The sequence below is a fragment of the [Pseudopropionibacterium] massiliense genome (assembly GCF_900607225.1).
GTDB classification, from domain to species: Bacteria; Actinomycetota; Actinomycetes; order Propionibacteriales; family Propionibacteriaceae; genus Arachnia; species Arachnia massiliensis.
This window is the reverse complement of the sequence record NZ_LR027842.1, coordinates 1,667,405-1,686,010: the sequence shown is the minus strand read 5'-3', so window position 1 is coordinate 1,686,010 and position 18,606 is coordinate 1,667,405. Positions and strand designations below refer to the sequence as shown.

The following is an 18,606-nucleotide window of genomic DNA, read 5'->3' as shown; positions in this document are numbered from 1 at the left end:
GTCCGCGGGTTCCGCGGACGGGCAGCAACTGCACGCCGGAATCCGGTCACCGCCGAAAGGAGTCATCGAAATGGCCAACCACATCATCATCGGGGGGCACGGGAAGGTTGCCCTGCTGACCATGCCCCTGCTCCGGGAAGCTGGGCATTCGGTGACGGGTGTGATCCGCAATCCGGAACACGAGCATGACATCGAAGCGGCAGGCGGGAAACCGCTCGTGCTGGACATGGAAACCGCGTTGGAGGATGACCTGGTGCGGGCCTTCGAGGGGAAGGACGCGGTGGTGTGGTCGGCCGGGGCCGGGGGAGGGAATCCCGGACGCACCTACGCGGTCGACCGGGACGCGGCGATCCGCAGCATGGACGCCGCGCTCCGGGCGGGTGCGCGGCGATACGTCATGGTTTCCTACTTCGGGGCGGGCCCGGACCACGGCATTCCCCAGGATGATCCCTTCCACGCCTACGCTCAGGCCAAGGCTGCGGCGGACGCTCATCTGCGTTCCTCCGGGCTCGACTGGACGATTCTCGGTCCCGCCACCCTCACCCTCGAGAAACCCACCGGAACCATCGACCTCGCCCCGCTCCGCGAATCGGCGGGGAGAACGGTCTCCAGGGGAAACGTAGCGTTGACCATCCAAGCCGCTCTCGAAATGGGTGAAACCATTGGCAGGACTCTCGAATACGTCGACGGCGCCACCGACATCCGAGAAGCGTTCCGCTCCCGGGGCTGACTTCGCCGGGGAAGCGGTTCTTGTTCCCCGCCGATTGGGCCTGGGGAACCTCCCTGAACGCGATTCACCGAATGGAACTTGGTTCCCTATCCCTGATTAGCATCGAGTGATGTTTGCAGCTATGATTCAGCTGCTTGATTTTCGCCGGGTTCCGGCGACAGGCGTCTACTCGATGTAGCCAGGGGGGAAGAAATGGTCTTGAAGACCGTCGGCAGGTGGAGAACACGTGCCCTGACCATTCTGGGGATCGGCGTCCTGATCGGGGCGATGTCTCCTGTGGTCGCGCACGCCACCCCGCAACTGAGCATTGATGTCACGGTCAAGAGCGACGGCACTCCGTCATTCGATGCCGACGACTCAGCAGGAAACGATTCCAGTGCAACCAACGGAATTGTCCGGGTCAACGACAGCATCACCTACAGGGTCCAGTACGGGGTGAACCAGGATGTCGGGGACAACACCACCGTCAAGATCGGTTTTCCCAAGGGAATCTACATGGAGGAGCTGCCCGGATTCTGCACAGGGGCGGGATCGGCCCTAACTCCGGAGACACTGCCCACGCCCCAGCTTCCGCTGTCGGCGAACTCCTTGGATTCCATGCCCGCGCAGAGCCTCGTCTGCAATCTCGGGAACAAACCTGCTGCCAGCTCTGATTTCTTCGATTTCACGGCCAAGGTCAGCAATCTCGTGCGCAACGGCACCGCCCTACCGCTGGCCTCGGCCGAGCTCAGCGCGGATGGTGCGACCACGGTCTCCAGCCCCACGGTCGCCACCGTCACCGCATCCTCCCGACTGAAATGGGACATCTCAAAGAACAGCATTTCATCCTCGCCGAACCAGGGCTACGTGTACGGCCCCACCAACACCGCCTGTCCATGGGACAAGGCCGCGACCTGCAAGATGACCGCCTACACCGCGCTCATCGGTGCTCCTACCGGTGGGAAGGGAGCCATGCCCGCGACAGGGGACGTCACGTGGACCGACGACGTGACTCCCGAGGCGATGTACCCCGGGCTGGAAGCAGGAAAGATCGCAGCCATCAAGGCGGACCTGGGGAAGTACGGAAGCCGCGTCTACCCGTACGACTACTTCTACAGCGCACCCGGCCCCAAGATCGGTGTGAGCGGTGGAACCTCGCTGAATTCGGTGCGGGACTCGGGAACGGTTGAAATCAACCAGGACGGCCCGGGACAACCCGCCAAGTTCACGGTCAAAAATGCTGACATGACCCTGTGGACCTATCCGAAACAAACGTTCAGGCCCGTTGGGAACGCCATCCCAGCGGACACGGCCTACGCGATCTCCACATCGTTCATCGTCTACACGCCCGTGGCAACCATCAAGGATTTCGGTGTGGAGGCGGACAACACCTGGACCCTTGCCACCACCAACTCCTACACCAATCTGAACATAACCGGCCTGACCGCCGCGGATGTTCAGACCAGCGCTGCCCCCGGTGACGACTCGCAGGACGAGAAGGACTGGAACAATCACCGGAGCACCACTCCCCAGATCAGCGTGGGGACGGGCTTCTCCAAGTCTTTCGAAGGTGTTCCGGGAAGCCCGGGGAACATGAGCGCACAACAATTCAGTCCATCGGATTCAGCCCAGGGCGAGGGCCCAGCGGGAGGCGCCACCCGGATGTCCGGCGGCATTACGGTGGCTCCCACACAGGACATCCAGTCCCAGCTCGAGATAGTCGGTAGCAACCCCGGGTATCCCGGAAAGATCAGCGCCCTGATGTGTGATGCCTGGGACAGCTCACGCCTGCGACTCGAGGCCAGGAACGTCCCGGCCAGCACCGACCCCAACGCTCATTTCCAAAGGGTTGCTTCCGCTGGCGCACCTGTATGGGTTTCCGGCTACAACAATGCCTTGGTGAACGGCAGTGCCGTCTACGCGACGGAATCCTCCCAGGTGCCCGGCATCCAGGTTCAGTACTCCGCGGTGCCCGGGGGCAATGGTGAGGCCTCGGAGTGTGGCGAGGCCCAAGGACCTTGGTACGACGATCCGGCCGCTGTCCCGGGCAATGATCCGGATCTGCTGGCCAGGGGGGTCTATTCCGCGGTTTCCCGAGTGCGTATCTACACGGTGCTGCCCGAACCCGTCGCCAACAATGAGACGGTTGGTGTCGGGGTCCGGATGGTAGTGGCCATCAGCCACGAGGTGGTCGACTCCGGTCGTCCCACCGGCGACATCCTGCCGAACTGGGCCGGTGTGAAACGGGTCAACATGTCGGAACTGACCCGACAAGAACTCCTGGATAACAAGTCTGCTTGGGGGCGTTCCAGCTACGATCCGGCGAACCACTCCGGCCAGTACGGCGACAGGCTCATCCTGGCAGCCGCCCAGGTCCGGGTGGACAAGCAGGTTCGCAAGGGGACCTCTGGCGAGTTCAGCTCGGTTCCTCCGCAGGTGACAGGAGGCGACACCGCCCAGTTCCAGCTCACTCCTTCCCTGACCTCGCCTGCTCAGGTTCCCGGCATCCTGAAGGATGTGTGGGTGGAGGACTGCCTTCCCACAGCCGCTGCTTTCACCTCCGCCTCGATCAGCCCGTCCGTGGTCTCTGAGGGATCCACCCCGGCCGATGCCAAACGTCCGGCCTGCGATGAGGGGGAAACCTACCTGCGATGGGTGTTCCCCGGTCACGAGGTGAACAAGGCCATGGAACCCATCGTCGTCACCACCGAGATCTCCCCGGCCGCGGTCAACGGAACCTACATCAACGACGTCGTGGTCTGGGCCGAGGACGATGCCTCCACCCTGGAGCAGCGCACCGATCAAGCGGAGATCGTCACCGCGAACCTGGCCGGGATCAAGCTGCAGAAAACGGCTCTCACCCCCGTGACCCAGGTGAATCTCCCGGGCCAGACCACCAACGAGCCGAACAAGTGGCGGGTGCGTCTGACCAACACACTGCCCAGCCCCGAGGCCGACTCCGTGAACAACCCGGACGTCATCGACGTCCTGCCCCGCAACGGCGTCACCAGCGGTTTGACGGGCGTGACCGAGACGAAGTACTCCGGAACCTTCGAGTTCCAGTCGGCTGCCATCACCAAGGGAACAACGGCTGCGAGGATTCTCTACACCTCGGCCGGTGAGGTCAACCAGGACCCGGATGACGCCAGCAATTCCCCTGCGGGAGGCACCACGTGGTGCGATTCCCCGGCGGGAGGCACCGCGGTGTACGGCACGGGTACCTGCCCGGCCGCAGCCTCCGAGGTCACTGCCCTGCGGGTGATCCAGCCCGGTGCCTTCGGCTCAGGTGAGGTCCTCGAGTTCGACATCGCCATGGCCGGGATTGGGAACGCCGAGGGAGACGTCTACACCAACAAGGCGTTCGCCCGGGCAGCGGGTTTCCAGTTCCCCGTCGGGCCGATTGCCCGCACGGAACGGGTGGTGAGCAGCAGCATCGGCGACCGCACCTGGCTGGACATCAACCGCAACGGGATCCAGGATCAGTTCGACGGATCTGATGAACCGCCCATGGCCGGGGTGGAGGTCGGTCTGAAAGGAACCGATGACCTGAGCAATGCGGTCTCGCTCAGCACGAAGACAGACGCCCAGGGCGCCTACGGATTCCCGAACCTGCGGGCCTCCGATGCAGCTGGATACACCGTTACCTTCGGGAAGGCGGCGGATGGCTTCACCCAGCAGACAGCCGGGTCCGACCCCGCTCTCGACTCGAATGCCGATGCCACCACCGGCCAGAGTGCTCCTGTGATACTGCCGGAGAACACCGACGATCCGACCGTCGATGCGGGCTATCTGGCCAGCGGTGCTCTCACCGTGACCAAACAACTCGAAGGACAGGGCGTGGTTCCCTTCGCGGGCGGGGACGAGTTCACTTTCTCCGTGATCTGCACCCTGGACGGCAAGGAGGTGCTGAACAGAGCCGACGTCAAGGTGAAAACCCCGGACGGCGCCACCTCGGCCGACAGCGACCCGATCACGGGGATCCCGGTCGGCAGCGTCTGCGTGGTCACGGAAACGGACGCCGCAGATGCCGACCCGCAAGCACAACCCCCGTCCAGCACCGTGACCATCGGCTGGGACGCGGACGGATCGGCGGGCCAGAGTGTCAAGGCCTCACTCACCAACTACTACTCGGCCGGAAAGGTCAAGGTCACCAAGGAACTGAACGGGGATGCGGCAGCTGTGGAGGCTGCCAAGGAAAAGGAATTCACCGTCACCGTCACCTGCCAATTGCCAGATGACAACGGGGCGGCCGGGACGACCGTGTTCAGCGGTCCCGTCAAGCTCAAGGGCGGGCAGAGCGTCACCGTCACCGACGCCACCGGGGCGGAGGCCAAACTGCCGCTGGGCGCGCGCTGCTTCGGCGAGGAGACGGACACCGGGGGAGCCACCAGCCACGAGGTGACCCCGGGGGATTGGGCCAACGCCATCCCGGTTGAAACCAACGATCCGAACACGATCGCCGAGATCGGCATCAAGGTCGTCAACACCTTCCTCAACCCTCCGGAGGTGAAGGTGACCAAGGAAGTCCAGGAGACTCGTCAGGAAGGCCAGGACGCAACCACCACGTACAGGATCACGGTGGCCAACACCGGATCCCGGGCGGGTGTCTACGACCTCACCGACACCCCCGCACCCGGCGAGGGGGTCGTCATCGAGAAGGTGTCGCTGCTCTCGGTCGAGGGCGGCCCGGCGACCAACGCCGGTTTCGACGGTGCCACGGACAAGGTCCTCGCGAGCAACCAGACCATCGAGGGAGGTGCCTCGCACACCTTCGTCATCGAGGTTCGGGCAAAGGTTCTCACAGGAATCACGGATACGGCCGCTGACTGCGCATTGGACGCGGGGGAGAACGGGACGGGGCTGCTGAACCGGGCAACCCTCACCCTCGGAGGGGAGGAATCCTCGGCGCAGGCCTGCGCCCCGGTGACTCCTCCACCCCCGGATGTTTCGCCGAGCCCGCCGGTTTCTCCCTCACCGACGAGCACACCGAGCCCCTCGGTTCCCCCGGAGCCGGTGCCCTCGCCAACCCCGGCGCCCATCAGGCCTGGATTGCCGAACACTGGTACCTGAGAAGCACGATGAAGGGGCCCGCAGGAATCTGATTCCTGCGGGCCCCTTCATCGTGGGGCGTGCGGGGCTCGAACCCGCGACCCAGGGATTATGAGTCCCTTGCTCTGACCGGCTGAGCTAACGCCCCGGCTTGATGGCACGGCACAGTCTAGCGGGATGATGCTCATGCCGTGTGCGAAGCGTCGCCACAGGCCCCGCACAGGGCGGTTCGCGAGGGTGTTCAGCATGACGAACTCACGACCTTCCCGCCGAGCCATCATCACCGGCGTTGCCGGAGCCGTTGGGCTGGCAGCGGCGGGTGGCACGGCCTGGGCCCTCGACCGGTACCTGATCGAACACACCGATGTCACCTCGGCATCCGACTACCAGGGGCTGCCCGGCACCCAGGTCAGCGGCACCGCCACAGCCACCGCCACCTCGGCCGGGGACGGGGTGATCGAGGGCACGACCTACACCTCCAGCGACCGGCAGATCACCATCACCTCGCACTCCTCCGGCTCCGGGAACTCCGCCAAGGCCTGGTACGTGGCCGACGTGAAACTGAACGACGCCACCGCCCTGCGCAACGCCTTCGCGAAGAACAGCTTCGGAACCAACATCATCGAGTACCCGACGACGATCGCGGAGAACGTCGGGGCCCTGTTCGCCATCAACGGCGACTACTACGGCTTCCGCGACACCGGGATCATCATCCGCGACGGCGTCGCATTCCGTGACGACCCCGCCCGCCAAGGTCTGGCGATCATGCGGGACGGCACCATGCTCAGCTACGACGAAACCAGCACCAACGCCACGAAACTGATCTCCGACGGCGCTTGGCAGACCCTCTCCTTCGGCCCCACGCTCGTCGATGGCGGAACCGCCATCGACGGCATCGACAAACTCGAGATCGACACCAACTTCGGCAACCACTCCATCCAGGGCACCCAGCCCAGGACGGGACTGGGAATGATCGCCGCCAATCATTTCGTCTTCGTCGTGGTGGACGGCCGTTCCTCCGGGTACAGCAACGGCATCACCATGACCGATTTCGCACAGCTCTTCGTGGATCTGGGAGCTCAGGTCGCCTACAACCTCGACGGCGGCGGTTCCAGCCAGATGGTCTTCAACGGCTCCCTCGTCAACAATCCCCTCGGCAAGAACAAGGAACGCGGCACCAGCGACATCCTGTGGATCGGAAAGTGACATCATGCTCGTTCTCATCCCCGCCTACGAACCCGGCGACTCGCTCATCGCCCTGGTCCGTGAGCTGCGGGCCCACCCCGCGGCCCCCAGCGTCCTCGTGGTGGACGACGGTTCCGGCCCCGACCACGACGAGATCTTCGCCCTGGCCCGCATCCACGGCGCCACCGTGCACCGCTACCGGGAGAACCGCGGAAAGGGCCACGCGCTCAAAACTGGATTCGCCATCGCCGGGCGGTACCACCCGGGTGAGGTGGTCGTGTGCGCCGACTCCGACGGCCAGCACACGGTCCCCGACATCATGCGGGTGGCCCGCGAGGTCGATGTCGGCTCCCGCGAGATGGTGCTCGGTGGACGTCGTTTCACCGGCCGGGTGCCGCTGCGCAGCGCCTTCGGGAACAAGGTCACCAGCTGGCTGTTCAAGACCCTGACAGCGATCAGGGTGGGTGACACCCAGACCGGGCTGCGCGCCTACCCGCCGAGCCTGCTCGAATGGCTCGGAACCATCCCGGGGGAGCGGTTCGAGTACGAGCTGTCCCTGCTGCTCCAGGCCAGGAAAGCCGGAATCAGCATCCGGGAGATCGAGATCGAAACCATCTACCTGCACGGCAACAAGAGTTCCCACTTCCGCCCGATCCGGGACTCGTGGCGGGTGTACCGGCCGCTCCTGGCCTTCGCAGGATCCTCGCTGGCCGGGTTCGCCGTGGACTTCGCGGCCCTGTTGCTCCTGGTGGCCGCAACCCACAACCTGCTGTTCAGCGTGGTCGTCGCCCGGGTGCTGTCCGCCACCGTCAACTACCTGCTCAACCGGCATGCGGTGTTTCGCGACGGCGACCGCAGCACCCCGCTGAGGTACGCGCTCCTCGCGTGCGGAATCCTCGTGGCCAACTACGTGCTGTTGCGGGCCCTGTCGATGGTCATGCCACTGGCGGTGGCGAAGCTGCTGACCGAGGTCACGCTCTTCGCGATCAGTTTCGCGGCCCAACGCGCCCTGGTGTTCACCCACAAGGAACTGAGCACCCGGAACGGGCACCTGATCACCCGATAGGTTGGGTGCATGCGCACATCCACTCCACTCGACGCCGTCGCCGAGGCCCACGTCGAAGCACTGGCGGCCAACGACCCCCTCGCAGCAACGGGAATCGGCCTGCCGGGGCACGACCACGAACTGCCCGACTACTCCCCGGAGGGCACCGGCCGCTGGGTTGATGAGCTGCGGCGCACGCTCCGGCTGATCGAGGAAACCCCGAGAACGGACGCGGTCGACGAGGTCACAGCTGCGGCCATGACGGAGCGGATCGGTCTCGAACTGGAGAGCATCGAGGCAGGCGATCGGTTCGCCGCGGTCAACAACATCGACTCGCCCGTCCAGTGGCTGCGGGACGTCTTCGACCTGATGCCCACCGGGACCGACGAGGACTGGAGCAACATCGCCTCCCGGCTGGCGGGTATGCCCCGGGCCGTCGGCGGCTACGTCGAGACCCTGCGCGAGGGCATCGCCCGGGGCATCGTCCCGGCCCGCCGCGCTGTGACCGACGTGGCGGCCCAGGCCGCCGCCCTGGCCGGGGAGAAATCGAGGTTCCGCCAGCTGGCGGCCGAATCCGGGCGGGAGGGAACACTCGGCGCCGAGCTGCAACGGGCCGCGGAGCTCGCCCGCGGCGCCTTCGGGGACTTGGCCCGGTTCCTCACCCAGGACCTGGCCCCCGTCGCCCGGGAAGCTGATGCGGTGGGGCGGGAACGCTACCAGCGGGCCTCCCGCGAGTTCCTGGGAGCCCGGATCAACCTCGATGAAACCTACGAGTGGGGGGTTGAATCGCTGGCCCGGATCACCGCCGAACAGGAGGCCATCGCACGCGAGATCGCGGGACCCGGGGCCACCATCGCAGACGCGATCGCCGCGCTGAACGCCGATCCCGCGAACCAGCTGCACGGCACCGGGGCGCTGCGGGAATGGATGCAACGCACCGCCGACGAGGCCGTGACGGCCCTCGACGGGAAGTACTTCACCCTGGATCCGCGGGTGCGCACCATCGAGGGCATGATCGCTCCCTCGGCGACCGGCGGCATCTACTACACCGGCCCGTCCGCCGACTTCTCCCGCCCCGGCCGGATGTGGTGGTCCGTTCCCGAAGGGGTCACCGAGTTCACCACCTGGCAGGAGAAGACCACCGTCCACCACGAGGGCGTCCCCGGCCACCATCTGCAGATCGGGCAGGCCGTCGCCCAGGCGGAGAACCTGAACCGCTGGCGGTCGCTGGTCTGCTGGGTCTCCGGGCACGGCGAGGGCTGGGCGCTGTACGCGGAACGCCTCATGGATGAGTTCGGTTTCCTGAACCCGGGGGAGCGTCTCGGGATGCTCGACGGCCAACGGTTGCGCGCCACCCGGGTCGTCCTCGACCTGGGAATCCACCTCGGCAAACCAGCCTTCGACCGTTACGGCGGAGGGATCTGGGACCACGACAAGTGCTGGCAGCTGCTGCGCGACAACGTCGCCATGGAGGAAAACCAGTTGCGTTTCGAGTTGCACCGCTACCTGAGCTGGGCGGGACAGGCCCCCAGCTACCGCATCGGCCAGCGGATCTGGGAGCAGATCCGCGACGACGCGGCCCGCCGGGCCGGGCAGGAATTCGACCTGCGCGACTTCCACGACCGCGCCCTGGCTGTCGGTTCGCTGCCACTTGACGTGCTGCGTGAGGTGCTGGCCGGGTAGTCTGGCCCGGTGCTGACGATGCAAGACGCCCTCCGGATCCTGTCCGATTACTGGACCTCGCGCGGCTGCCTGACCTGGCAGCCCTACAACTCGGAAGTGGGGGCCGGCACCATGAACCCCGCCACCGTGCTGCGGGTCCTCGGACCGGAACCGTGGGATGTGGCCTACGTGGAGCCGTCGGTGCGCCCCGACGACTCCCGCTATGGCGAGAACCCGATGCGTATTCAGACGTTTACCCAGTTTCAGGTGATCCTGAAGCCGGAGCCTGGCGACCCGCAGGAGCTCTACCTCGGGTCGCTGGAGGCCCTCGGGATCGACCTCGACGCCCACGACGTGCGTTTCGTCGAGGACAACTGGGCGCAGCCCGCCATCGGCGCCTGGGGACTCGGCTGGGAGGTGTGGCTGGACGGGATGGAGATCACCCAGTTCACCTACTTCCAGCAGGTCGGCGGGCAGGACCTCGACCCGATTCCCGTGGAACTGACCTACGGGATCGAACGCATCCTGATGGCGCAGCAGCGCGTCACCCACTTCAAGGACATCGCCTACGCCCGCAAAGCCGACGGCAGTATCGTCACCTACGGTGAGGCGTTCGGCCAGCAGGAGTACGAGATGAGCCGCTACTACCTGGACGACGCCGACATCGAGACGAACCGGCGGCTCTACGAGGCCTACGTTTCGGAGGCCACCCGCATGGTGGAGGCACGGCTGCCGGTTCCCGCCCACTCCTACATCCTCAAATCCAGTCACGCCTTCAACGTGCTCGACGCCCGCGGCGCGATTTCCACCACGGAACGCGCCCAGGCGTTCAGCACCATGCGCCGCCTGATGCGCGACACCGCAGCGCTGTGGGTGGAACGGCGAGGCGAACTCGGGTTCCCGCTCCTCAAGGAAACCGAGAGGAAAACCGGGACACCAGAGGAGGCCATTGAGGAACCCGCCACGGACCGGCCCCGGACCTTCGCCCTGGAGATCGGCCTGGAGGAGCTTCCCCCGCACGTCGTCGGCCCCACCGTCGAGGCGGTGAACAAGACCCTCACGAACGGGCTTGCGGCCTCACGCCTGGCGCACGGCGAGATCCGCGTCGACGGCACCCCCAGGCGCATCGTGGCAATCGTCGACGGGGTTGCGGCCCGGGAACCGGAGGCCACGAACCTGCGGAAAGGCCCGAAATGGGCGGTTTCCTTCGATGCCGACGGCAACCCCACCAAACCGTTGCAGGGTTTCATGCGCGGCCAAGGAGTCACCCTGGAGCAGGTCGTAAAGGCTGAGGTGAACGGCGCCGAACACGCCTGCGTCGCCGTCGAATCACCGGGCCGCAACGCCCTGGAGGTGCTGAAGGGCATCGTCGAGGACTGCGTTTCCGGGCTGCGTGCCGAGAAGAACATGCGCTGGCGCGACCCGAAGCTGTCCTTCTCCCGGGCCGTGCGCTGGCTGGTGGCGCTCTGGGGGGAACAGATCGTCCCGGCCCGCGTCTCCGAGGTGGCCGCGGGGCGCAGCACCTATCTGCAACGCACCACCGCCGCATCCACCGGGAGCGGGAAACGTCTCGACGGCGTTCCTGTCGGATTCCACGACCTCGCTTCCGCCGACGACCTGCCGGGCCTGCTCGCCGAGGGACGGATCGCGCTCGGTTTCGCGGAACGCCGAGGGGCGGTCGTGGACCAGGCGGAGAAACTGGCAGCCGGTGTGGGAGGCGTCATCGATTTCGAGGACAATGCCGCGCTGGTCGACGAGATCACCAACCTGGTGGAGGAACCCTTCGGGGTGCTGGGCAGTTTCGACGAGCGCTACCTGGAGCTCCCGGACCGGATTCTGGTCTCGGTCATGGCAAAGCATCAGCGTTACCTGCCGGTCCGCGACGCCGAGGGGCGCCTGTTGCCGTATTTCGTAACCATGGCCAACGGAGCCTGCGACGAGACCGTGGTGGCGGCGGGCAACGAGTCGGTGCTGCGGGCCCGCTACGAGGACGCCTTGTTCTTCTGGAACCAGGACCTCGAGGTCGAATCGGTCGACGTCTTCGTGCCGGGCCTCGAGAAGCTGACCTTCGAGAACCGGCTCGGCTCGGTGGGGCAGCGCGCCCGCCGCATCGCCGCGGTGGCCACCAGTGTGGGGGAGGGGCTGGGCCTCGCCCCGGAGCAGGCCGCAACCCTGGCACGCGCCGGGCAGCTGGCGAAGTACGACCTGGCGACGAACCTCGTCACGGACATGACCAGCCTCGCCGGTTTCGTAGCCCGCGAGTACGCGCTCCGCAAGGGCGAGACCCCCGCGGTCGCCGAGGCCCTCCACGAGATGGAACAGCCCCACACCTCCGCCGACGCGGTCCCGGCCTCGCTTCCGGGCGCCCTGCTGGCCCTTGGGGACCGCTTCGACCTGCTGATGGCGATGTTCGCCCTCGGCGCGAAACCCTCCGGTTCCTCCGACCCCTATGGGCTGCGGCGGGCCGCGCTGGGCGTGGTGCGCGTGCTGCGTGAGGTTCCCGGGCTGACCGGCATCGGTGTGCGCGACGGCCTGGAGGCCGCAGCGGAGGCGTTGACGACCCAGGGCATCACGGTTTCGCAGGACGCGATCGTAGCGGCCGAGGAATTCGTCATCGGCCGCTACGCCCAGCTGATGCGCGACGAGGGGCGCTCCGCCGACATGGTGGCCGCGGTCCTGCCGTCGGCCACCCACCCGGCGGAGGCGGAGACGAAGGCCAACGACCTGGAGGCCCTTCTCGGGGAACCCGGCTGGCGGGCCATCGTGGAGGCCATCGTGCGGATCCACCGCATCCTCCCCGCGGGCACCACCCCGGGGTTCGATCCGGCGGCCCTGGTCGACGACGCGGAGAAGGCCCTCGCCGTGGCCATTGCGGACAGGAAACCCTGCGAATCCGTCTCCGATTTCGCAACCTCGGCGAAGGACCTGGTCGACCCCATCGCCCGGTTCTTCAACGACACCCTGGTGATGGCGAAGGAACCCGGGCTGAGGGCGGCTCGCCTGGGTTTGCTGGCCGGCGTCGCGGCCCTCGCTCCGGTGGGCCTGGACTGGGCCGCCATCGACGCGGCCACGAAGTGAGAACACCGGGGACGGTTCCGGGAGCGGGCGGTCCTCGGTGTCATTACCGCCCACCCTGCGGGCGCTGGGTGATGCGGTTCACGCATCCAGCAGGCGCAGGATCTGTTCGCCGACGGCCCCCTCGTTGTTGGGGCCGATCCGGGTGAAACCCCGGCCGAGCAGGCACGGATCGGCGTCCGCCATGACGTAGCCCCGGCCCACCAGCTCCAGCATCCCCAGGTCGTTGTGCATGTCACCGAAAGCGACCGCGTCGGCCGCATCGACGCCGATCTCCTCCAGCAGCCTCGCCAGGGCGGCGCCCTTGGTGACGCCCGGCGCCGACAGCTCGACGGTGCCGCACACGTCGTGCCAGGAGAAGGTGGCCTGGAGGAGCTCTCCCGCGGCGGCGACGGCCACGGGGGAGAAGGCGTGGGTGTCGGCGTGGCGGGTGCGGGCGAGCACCTTGATGATCGGGGCGGCCGTGACCAGGTCGGCGAGGCCTGCCACCTGGTCGGCCCCGGAGAAGTGCCCAACCGGGTAGCCGGGTTCGCGACCCCACCCGTGCTCGTACTCCACCGCGAATGAAACCTCGAGTTCCGGCGGCAGCGCCGCCGAGAAGGCCAGGGCCCGTTCCGGTTCGATCGGGTGGAGGAAGTCGGGGCGGGGTCTTGCCAGCCGGCCGACGGCGGCCCCGTTGCTGGAGATCGCCACGGGATCCAGGGCACGCAGCTCCGCCAGTGCGTCGAGCCAGCGCCTGGGCCTGCCCGTGGCGATCACGAGGACGACACCCTCCTCGACGGCTCGTCGTGCCGCCGCCAGGTTCGACTGGAGGAGAACGGCGTTCGCACCCAGGAAGGTGCCGTCCAGGTCCGTGGCGATCAGGGCCGGTTTCATGTCATCAGGCTACCGGCCTTCACCGGGTCACCTTCCGGGCCGGTCGTTCTGCTGATTCGTGCCGGTCGCGTACTGGTTGGCCGGGACGGTGCCGGCCGACTTGCCGCCCAGCAGGATCTCGTAGCTGCTTTCCGCCGAGATGGAGGGGCCTGAGTACAGCACCGAGGAGTACTGCTTGGAGGAGCTCTGGGTGGCTATCACGTTCCCGCTGGAATCGGCGATGGAGACCTCGCCGGTGGAGCCGCCGTTCAGGTTCGCGAACACGAAGGCCTGGGTGGAGCCCTCGGCAGGGGACTCGGCCATGCCGGAGGCCCCGATCGCCCACAGCTCACCGCCGGTGACGGTCAACCCCGACTGCACGTCGACCGAGCCGTTTCCTCCCATGGTGGGGCCGAGGATCACGACGCTGCCCCCCGAGATCGTCCCGGAGGCGTTGGAGTCGAGCCCGTCGCCCTCCGATTCGATCCTGACGGTGCCGCCGGTGATGGTGAACCCCTGCGGGTTGTCGCCGGAGATGTTGATGCCGTCGTCGCTGCTGGTCAGCCGGGTCTCACCTCCGGAGATCACGAGGGTCTGGGCCTCGATCGCCTCCAGGGACCCGGAGACGGTGACGGAGCCTCCCGATATCGCGACGTCGTTGAATCCCTTGACGCCGTCGTCCCCGGCCGTGATGTTGACGGTTCCGTTCTCGATCAGGACGTAGCCGCGGTCGGCGTCGGTCTCGTTGTCGGACTTGATGCCGTCGCCGGTGGCCTCCACGTCGACGGTTCCTCCCGAGACGATGACGTAGTCCTTGCCCCGGATGCCGTCGTCGACCGCTTTGACCGTGACGTCGCCACCCGCGATGACGAGTCCGTCCGCGGAGTTGATCGCGTCGTTGTTGTTGCCCGTGACGCTCAGCGACCCGTTTCCGGCGATGCTGAGGTCGCTGGCCGAGTCAATGGCCGATGACGGGGCCTCACCGGAGGCGTCCGCGTAGGTGCTCGCGTCGGAGACCGTGTTCTCGGTGCCGTCGGCGAGGATCAGGGTCACCTCGTCCGCGGCCGTGACGACCATCGGGGAACCCGACGGGTTGGTCAGCTCGACGCCGTTCAGGATCAGTTTCACGTCCTGGGAGTCGGCGTTGACGATCACCTGCCCGGCCAGGGAACCGGTCAGACGGTAGGTTCCCGCGGATGTGATCGTGACGGTGGATCCGTCGACCGTGACCCCGTCACCCGAGGCGGTGGCCGAGGAACCGTTGAGGGTGATGTCCACAACGGAGGACTCGTCGTAGCCGGAGTCGTCCTGGGAGTAGTGGGATTTCTGATTCGCGGCGAGCAGGGCGGTCAGGGCCTCGCTGCTTCCGCCGTCGCCGGTGGCGGTGGAATGGGTCGCGGTTTCCCCGGAGGCGCCGGTGAGCGCGGTGGCCGGGGAGCAGGCGGCGAGGACGGCGACTGCCGCGAGTGAGGCGAATCCGAGTTTGAGATTTCGCATTTTCATGTTCGGTCCTTCGGCGTTCTCGTTGGTCAGAAGTGTCGGTTCAGGACCCGGCGCCAGCGGTTCGCGGGCAGCTCGGGGTGTAGGGCGGCGAGTCCCGTGGCGTACTTGGAGATCCGTTGCGGGCGGTAGCCGTGGTACCAGAGGATCCGGTCCGCGGGGCTGGGGGACGCCCCCGCCTTGGTCTCGATGATCGCCAGCCGGGGGACCCGCAGGCTGCGGCCGTTCTCCGTCCAGGCGAGTTCCCGGTCCAGGGTGAGCCGGGCCCGGCCGTCGGCGGCGAGCAGCGTGGTGCGCAGGTAACTGGTTTCCAGGCACGGTCCCAGCCACTGCGGGAGGATGCCGCGGATCCCCCCGGCAGCGAGGCGGTCGCTGATGAAGCCGTACTGCTCGGGCGCGATCTCGAACAGCGCCGAGGGATCGTGGGGGATGCGTTCCTTGACGGTGCTTCCGCCGCGCCGGGTCTTGACCTCCAGGAAGGCCTCGCCCGAATCCCGGTAGTGGCGGACCCTCACCTTGAACCGGTGCGGCCGGCCCCGCGCGGCCAGCAGGTAGGAATCGCGGGCCGTGGTGTCGAAGTAGACGGATGTGTACCCGAACTCCGTTCTTCCCCCGATGTCCAGAACCCTGGTTCCGGTCGGCAGGGAATCGAGTATCGCCTCGGCGGTGCGCTGGTGCAGTGGATACTTGCGGTCCACCCGGCTCATGAACTCGGCCGCCGCGTTGAGTTCGTCAAGGTGAACGGGAGCCAGATCGCTCAGGCTCATCGCAGGGCCTCCATCTTCTCGGTGACCGGGAGACCGGCCCCCGGGGCGTAGCGGACCTCGACGAGGGTGGTGTCGGCGACGAAGTCGAGTCGCTGGACGTTCACCCCGAGCACCCGGCCCCCGAGACGGGTCGCCAGTTCGTAGCGGAGTTCCTCGGGGTCGGTGATCGCCCGATCAAGGTTGACGACCTCACGTCTGACACCCGTTCGGAACCGGGAGGAATCAGCCGCTGCCAGGACCACCACGATGAGGGCCATGGTCGCGTAAGTTGTGGTGGAACCGCCGAGCCCGCCGAGCAGACCGAGCGCGAGTGAGCTGAAGTAGTAGGCAACCTCGTGCTGGGCCAGTTCGTCGGAGCGGAGCCGGATGATCGACAGCACCCCGAACAGACCCAGGCCGAGCCCAGCAGCGACCGCGCTGTTCAGCAGCCCGATGGAAACCGCCATGACACCGACGTTGACGCCCAGATAGGCGACCGCCAGGTCACGGCGGTGATGCCGTGGCAGGTAGATGGCGAAGACGAGAACGCAGATCGCGGCGATGTTGGCCAGGTAGGGCAGAAATTGCATGATTGTTGCCTCGGTGGTCGAGATTGAGAGGTGCTACCTCTGGGCGATCACCATTCAGCCGGACCAACTTGTACGTTACCTGTGCTCCCCGAATGCACTGGGTGTGAAGGCGGGTAACTACAACTTGCGCTCGGGGCTCGGACTGCCCGGTCCCGAGGAGTCACCCGAGGGCTGATCCATCGAGGGGGTGTCGCTGCGACTCTCCGGTTCCGTGGGTTCTGCTGAGGATGGCTCCCCGGAGGACGGCTCCTCCGAGGAGGAGCTGGGGGATCCGCCACTGGAAGCGGATGCGGAACTCGGCACGGGGGCGGGCGGCGGTACCTTCTGCTGGTTCTGGAACACCAGGATCGCCAACAGCACCGCGACGGAGGCGATCAGCACCATCAGCAGGAAGGACGTGAGCAGGGTGAGCCAACCGGCTCGGTCCTTGCGGCCGGGCCAGGGAAGCGGCCACATCCGCCACGTTCCCGGGCGGATGTTCTGCCACCAGTGCATCTGGAAATCGGGCCCCGCGGGGGAGCCGAGCTGAGGGGTGTGCACGAGATCGACGGCGGCGAGCACCCGCTGTGCCTCGGCCACGGCCCCGGGGGAACCGGAGAAGGCCAGGGCCACCCACGGGGCGAGGGGGCGGTGGGAGGCGACGATCGGGTCGTCGTCCTCGTCCCGGAAACGCACTGCCATGCGGCCATCATCCTGGCCCTGGCCGCCACGGGCCACGACGGTGTCGATGTGCATGGCATTGATCTCGCCGGAGAAACGTGCCCGCGCCGCGGGATCGGAGGCCGCGCCGTCGCGCAGGTGGATCAGCATCACCGGATCCGAACCGTCCGCGTGCGCGCAGTAGACAACACCCGCTGGGCTCTCCGCGAGGCGTGAGTCGATCCAGAAATCGCCCACGCGAACCGGGTCCTCCGGGAGGAGGGGAAAGTGCTCCGCATGTTCGGGTGCGGAGTCTGGTGGCTGAGTCATCAAGGACTATGACACCACATCGAAGTGTCTTTCCGCTCCTCGACCACCGCGTCTCGGTCCTGCTCCTGCAGGCGCGGTATCGTGGTGCGCGATCGTTTCAAGGAGACTCCAAGTTGACTACCCCCAGCGCGCAGCCAGCTCTGCCCACCACCATTGCCGATGCAGCTCGCCTCCTGGGCGTGGCAATCAGTCAGGTGCAACGGGTCATCGTCGGGCAGGAACACATGGTCCAGCAGTTGATGGTGGCTCTTCTGGCGAAGGGCCACTGCCTTCTCGAAGGTGTACCGGGTGTCGCGAAAACCTTGGCGGTGCGTTCCTTCGCGACGGTTGTGGGAGGGGATTTCGCCCGAGTGCAGTTCACCCCCGACCTGGTGCCGTCAGACATCGTTGGAACCCGCATCTACTCCGCCAGCTCCGAGTCCTTCGAGATCGAACTCGGTCCGGTTTTCGTCAATTTCGTGCTGGCCGACGAGATCAACCGGGCTCCCGCGAAGGTGCAGTCCGCGATGCTCGAGCTGATGGCCGAGAAACAGGTCTCCATCGGTGGCAGGACCTACCCGGCACCTGAGCCGTTCATCGTGATCGCAACCCAGAACCCGGTTGAGTCGGAGGGCGTGTATCCACTCCCCGAGGCCCAACGGGACCGCTTCCTCGTGAAGGTGGACGTGCCCTATCCGAGGGGAAACGAGGAGTTCGAGATTCTCAGGCGCATGAGCGTCAAACCTCCGCAGGCGGAACAGGTCCTGAACCCCGGGCTGGTGCGCCATCTGCAGGACATGGCGTCCAAGGTTTTCGTCCACAACCTCGTCAGCGAGTACATCGTGCGCCTCGTGCTCGCCACTCGCGATCCAGCCGAGTTCGGGATGCCGGATCTGGAACCGGTGATCCAGATCGGCTGTTCCCCCCGCGCCACACTCGGCCTGGTCGCCGCATCGCGTTCCCTCGCATTGATCAACGGCCGCGACTACGTGCTCCCCACCGATGTCCAGGCCGTGGCGCGTGACGTCATGTCCCACCGCATCGTGCTCGGTTTCGACGCGGTTGCGGACAACGTTCTCACCACCGACGTGGTGGATCGGATACTGGCCATGGTTCCGGCACCCACACCCGTGTGGAACGACCAGTCGCGTCAGCAACGTCACCAGCAGCACGGCTACCAGCCCGGTCAGGCCTGAGGTCACCTTGACCTCCCCAATCTTCGTACCCGCAGCTCAGGCTCCC

12 protein-coding genes and 1 tRNA gene are annotated in these 18,606 nt (G+C 66.6%); 7 read left to right on the top strand and 6 right to left on the bottom strand.

Features of this window, described 5'->3' with window-relative positions:
• The first annotated feature begins 70 nt into the window (after positions 1 to 70).
• The gene (locus E0E39_RS07475; RefSeq protein ID WP_130874174.1) at positions 71 to 730 is read left to right on the top strand and encodes an SDR family oxidoreductase; all 660 of its coding nucleotides are present in this window, start codon (positions 71 to 73) and stop codon (positions 728 to 730) included.
• Between the two features lie 192 nt (positions 731 to 922).
• Positions 923 to 5,779: an SdrD B-like domain-containing protein gene (locus tag E0E39_RS07470; protein ID WP_130874173.1), complete on the top strand. Its 4,857-nt coding sequence runs from the start codon at positions 923 to 925 to the stop codon at positions 5,777 to 5,779.
• A gap of 53 nt (positions 5,780 to 5,832) precedes the next feature.
• Here E0E39_RS07470 and E0E39_RS07465 read toward each other — a convergent pair.
• A tRNA-Ile gene (locus E0E39_RS07465) sits at positions 5,833 to 5,906 on the bottom strand.
• Between the two features lie 98 nt (positions 5,907 to 6,004).
• Between E0E39_RS07465 and E0E39_RS07460 the strand changes: the two genes are divergently transcribed.
• The 4 genes from E0E39_RS07460 to E0E39_RS07445 are packed head-to-tail and all read left to right on the top strand — an operon-like array spanning position 6,005 to position 12,728.
• Positions 6,005 to 6,964 carry a phosphodiester glycosidase family protein gene (locus E0E39_RS07460; protein WP_130874172.1) on the top strand — a complete coding sequence of 320 codons (960 nt, stop codon included), beginning with the start codon at positions 6,005 to 6,007 and terminating at the stop codon, positions 6,962 to 6,964.
• A gap of 4 nt (positions 6,965 to 6,968) precedes the next feature.
• A complete protein-coding gene (locus E0E39_RS07455) occupies positions 6,969 to 8,009 on the top strand; it encodes a bifunctional glycosyltransferase family 2/GtrA family protein (RefSeq protein WP_130874171.1) in 1,041 nt (346 codons plus the stop codon).
• 9 nt (positions 8,010 to 8,018) lie between these two features.
• Positions 8,019 to 9,671 carry a DUF885 domain-containing protein gene (locus E0E39_RS07450; RefSeq protein ID WP_130874170.1) on the top strand — a complete coding sequence of 551 codons (1,653 nt, stop codon included), beginning with the start codon at positions 8,019 to 8,021 and terminating at the stop codon, positions 9,669 to 9,671.
• An 18-nt stretch (positions 9,672 to 9,689) separates the two neighbouring features.
• Entirely contained in the window at positions 9,690 to 12,728 is a 3,039-nt protein-coding gene (locus tag E0E39_RS07445) for a glycine--tRNA ligase (RefSeq protein ID WP_245988441.1), read from the top strand.
• A gap of 78 nt (positions 12,729 to 12,806) precedes the next feature.
• Here the strand turns inward: E0E39_RS07445 and E0E39_RS07440 are convergent, their stop codons facing one another.
• The 5 genes from E0E39_RS07440 to E0E39_RS07420 form a co-directional block, all read right to left on the bottom strand.
• The gene (locus E0E39_RS07440; protein WP_130874168.1) at positions 12,807 to 13,601 is read right to left on the bottom strand and encodes an HAD family hydrolase; all 795 of its coding nucleotides are present in this window, start codon (positions 13,599 to 13,601) and stop codon (positions 12,807 to 12,809) included.
• Between the two features lie 27 nt (positions 13,602 to 13,628).
• Complete coding sequence (locus E0E39_RS07435; protein ID WP_130874167.1) at positions 13,629 to 15,083, bottom strand: carbohydrate-binding domain-containing protein; 1,455 nt, start codon at positions 15,081 to 15,083, stop codon at positions 13,629 to 13,631.
• Positions 15,084 to 15,109: 26 nt separating this feature from the next.
• On the bottom strand, positions 15,110 to 15,847 hold the full coding sequence (locus E0E39_RS07430; protein WP_130874166.1) for a polyphosphate polymerase domain-containing protein: 738 nt from the start codon (positions 15,845 to 15,847) through the stop codon (positions 15,110 to 15,112).
• Positions 15,844 to 16,416, bottom strand: coding sequence for a DUF4956 domain-containing protein (locus E0E39_RS07425; protein ID WP_130874165.1), 573 nt, complete (start codon positions 16,414 to 16,416; stop codon positions 15,844 to 15,846). Before E0E39_RS07425 ends, E0E39_RS07430 begins: the two co-directional genes overlap by 4 nt.
• A 117-nt stretch (positions 16,417 to 16,533) precedes the next feature.
• Positions 16,534 to 17,313, bottom strand: a complete 780-nt coding sequence (locus E0E39_RS07420; protein WP_130874164.1) for a hypothetical protein — start codon at positions 17,311 to 17,313, stop codon at positions 16,534 to 16,536.
• A gap of 185 nt (positions 17,314 to 17,498) precedes the next feature.
• Between E0E39_RS07420 and E0E39_RS07415 the strand changes: the two genes are divergently transcribed.
• The gene (locus tag E0E39_RS07415) at positions 17,499 to 18,560 is read left to right on the top strand and encodes an AAA family ATPase (protein WP_130874163.1); all 1,062 of its coding nucleotides are present in this window, start codon (positions 17,499 to 17,501) and stop codon (positions 18,558 to 18,560) included.
• Positions 18,561 to 18,606: the final 46 nt, after the last annotated feature.

Coding starts and splice junctions, on each gene's coding strand:
- E0E39_RS07455 (WP_130874171.1), top strand. CDS start 6,969: ATGCTCGTTCTCATCCCCGCCTACGAACCCGGCGACTCGCTCATCGCC.
- E0E39_RS07440 (WP_130874168.1), bottom strand. CDS start 13,601: ATGAAACCGGCCCTGATCGCCACGGACCTGGACGGCACCTTCCTGGGT.
- E0E39_RS07470 (WP_130874173.1), top strand. CDS start 923: ATGGTCTTGAAGACCGTCGGCAGGTGGAGAACACGTGCCCTGACCATT.
- E0E39_RS07450 (WP_130874170.1), top strand. CDS start 8,019: ATGCGCACATCCACTCCACTCGACGCCGTCGCCGAGGCCCACGTCGAA.
- E0E39_RS07430 (WP_130874166.1), bottom strand. CDS start 15,847: ATGAGCCTGAGCGATCTGGCTCCCGTTCACCTTGACGAACTCAACGCG.
- E0E39_RS07425 (WP_130874165.1), bottom strand. CDS start 16,416: ATGCAATTTCTGCCCTACCTGGCCAACATCGCCGCGATCTGCGTTCTC.
- E0E39_RS07445 (WP_245988441.1), top strand. CDS start 9,690: ATGCAAGACGCCCTCCGGATCCTGTCCGATTACTGGACCTCGCGCGGC.
- E0E39_RS07460 (WP_130874172.1), top strand. CDS start 6,005: ATGACGAACTCACGACCTTCCCGCCGAGCCATCATCACCGGCGTTGCC.
- E0E39_RS07435 (WP_130874167.1), bottom strand. CDS start 15,083: ATGAAAATGCGAAATCTCAAACTCGGATTCGCCTCACTCGCGGCAGTC.
- E0E39_RS07475 (WP_130874174.1), top strand. CDS start 71: ATGGCCAACCACATCATCATCGGGGGGCACGGGAAGGTTGCCCTGCTG.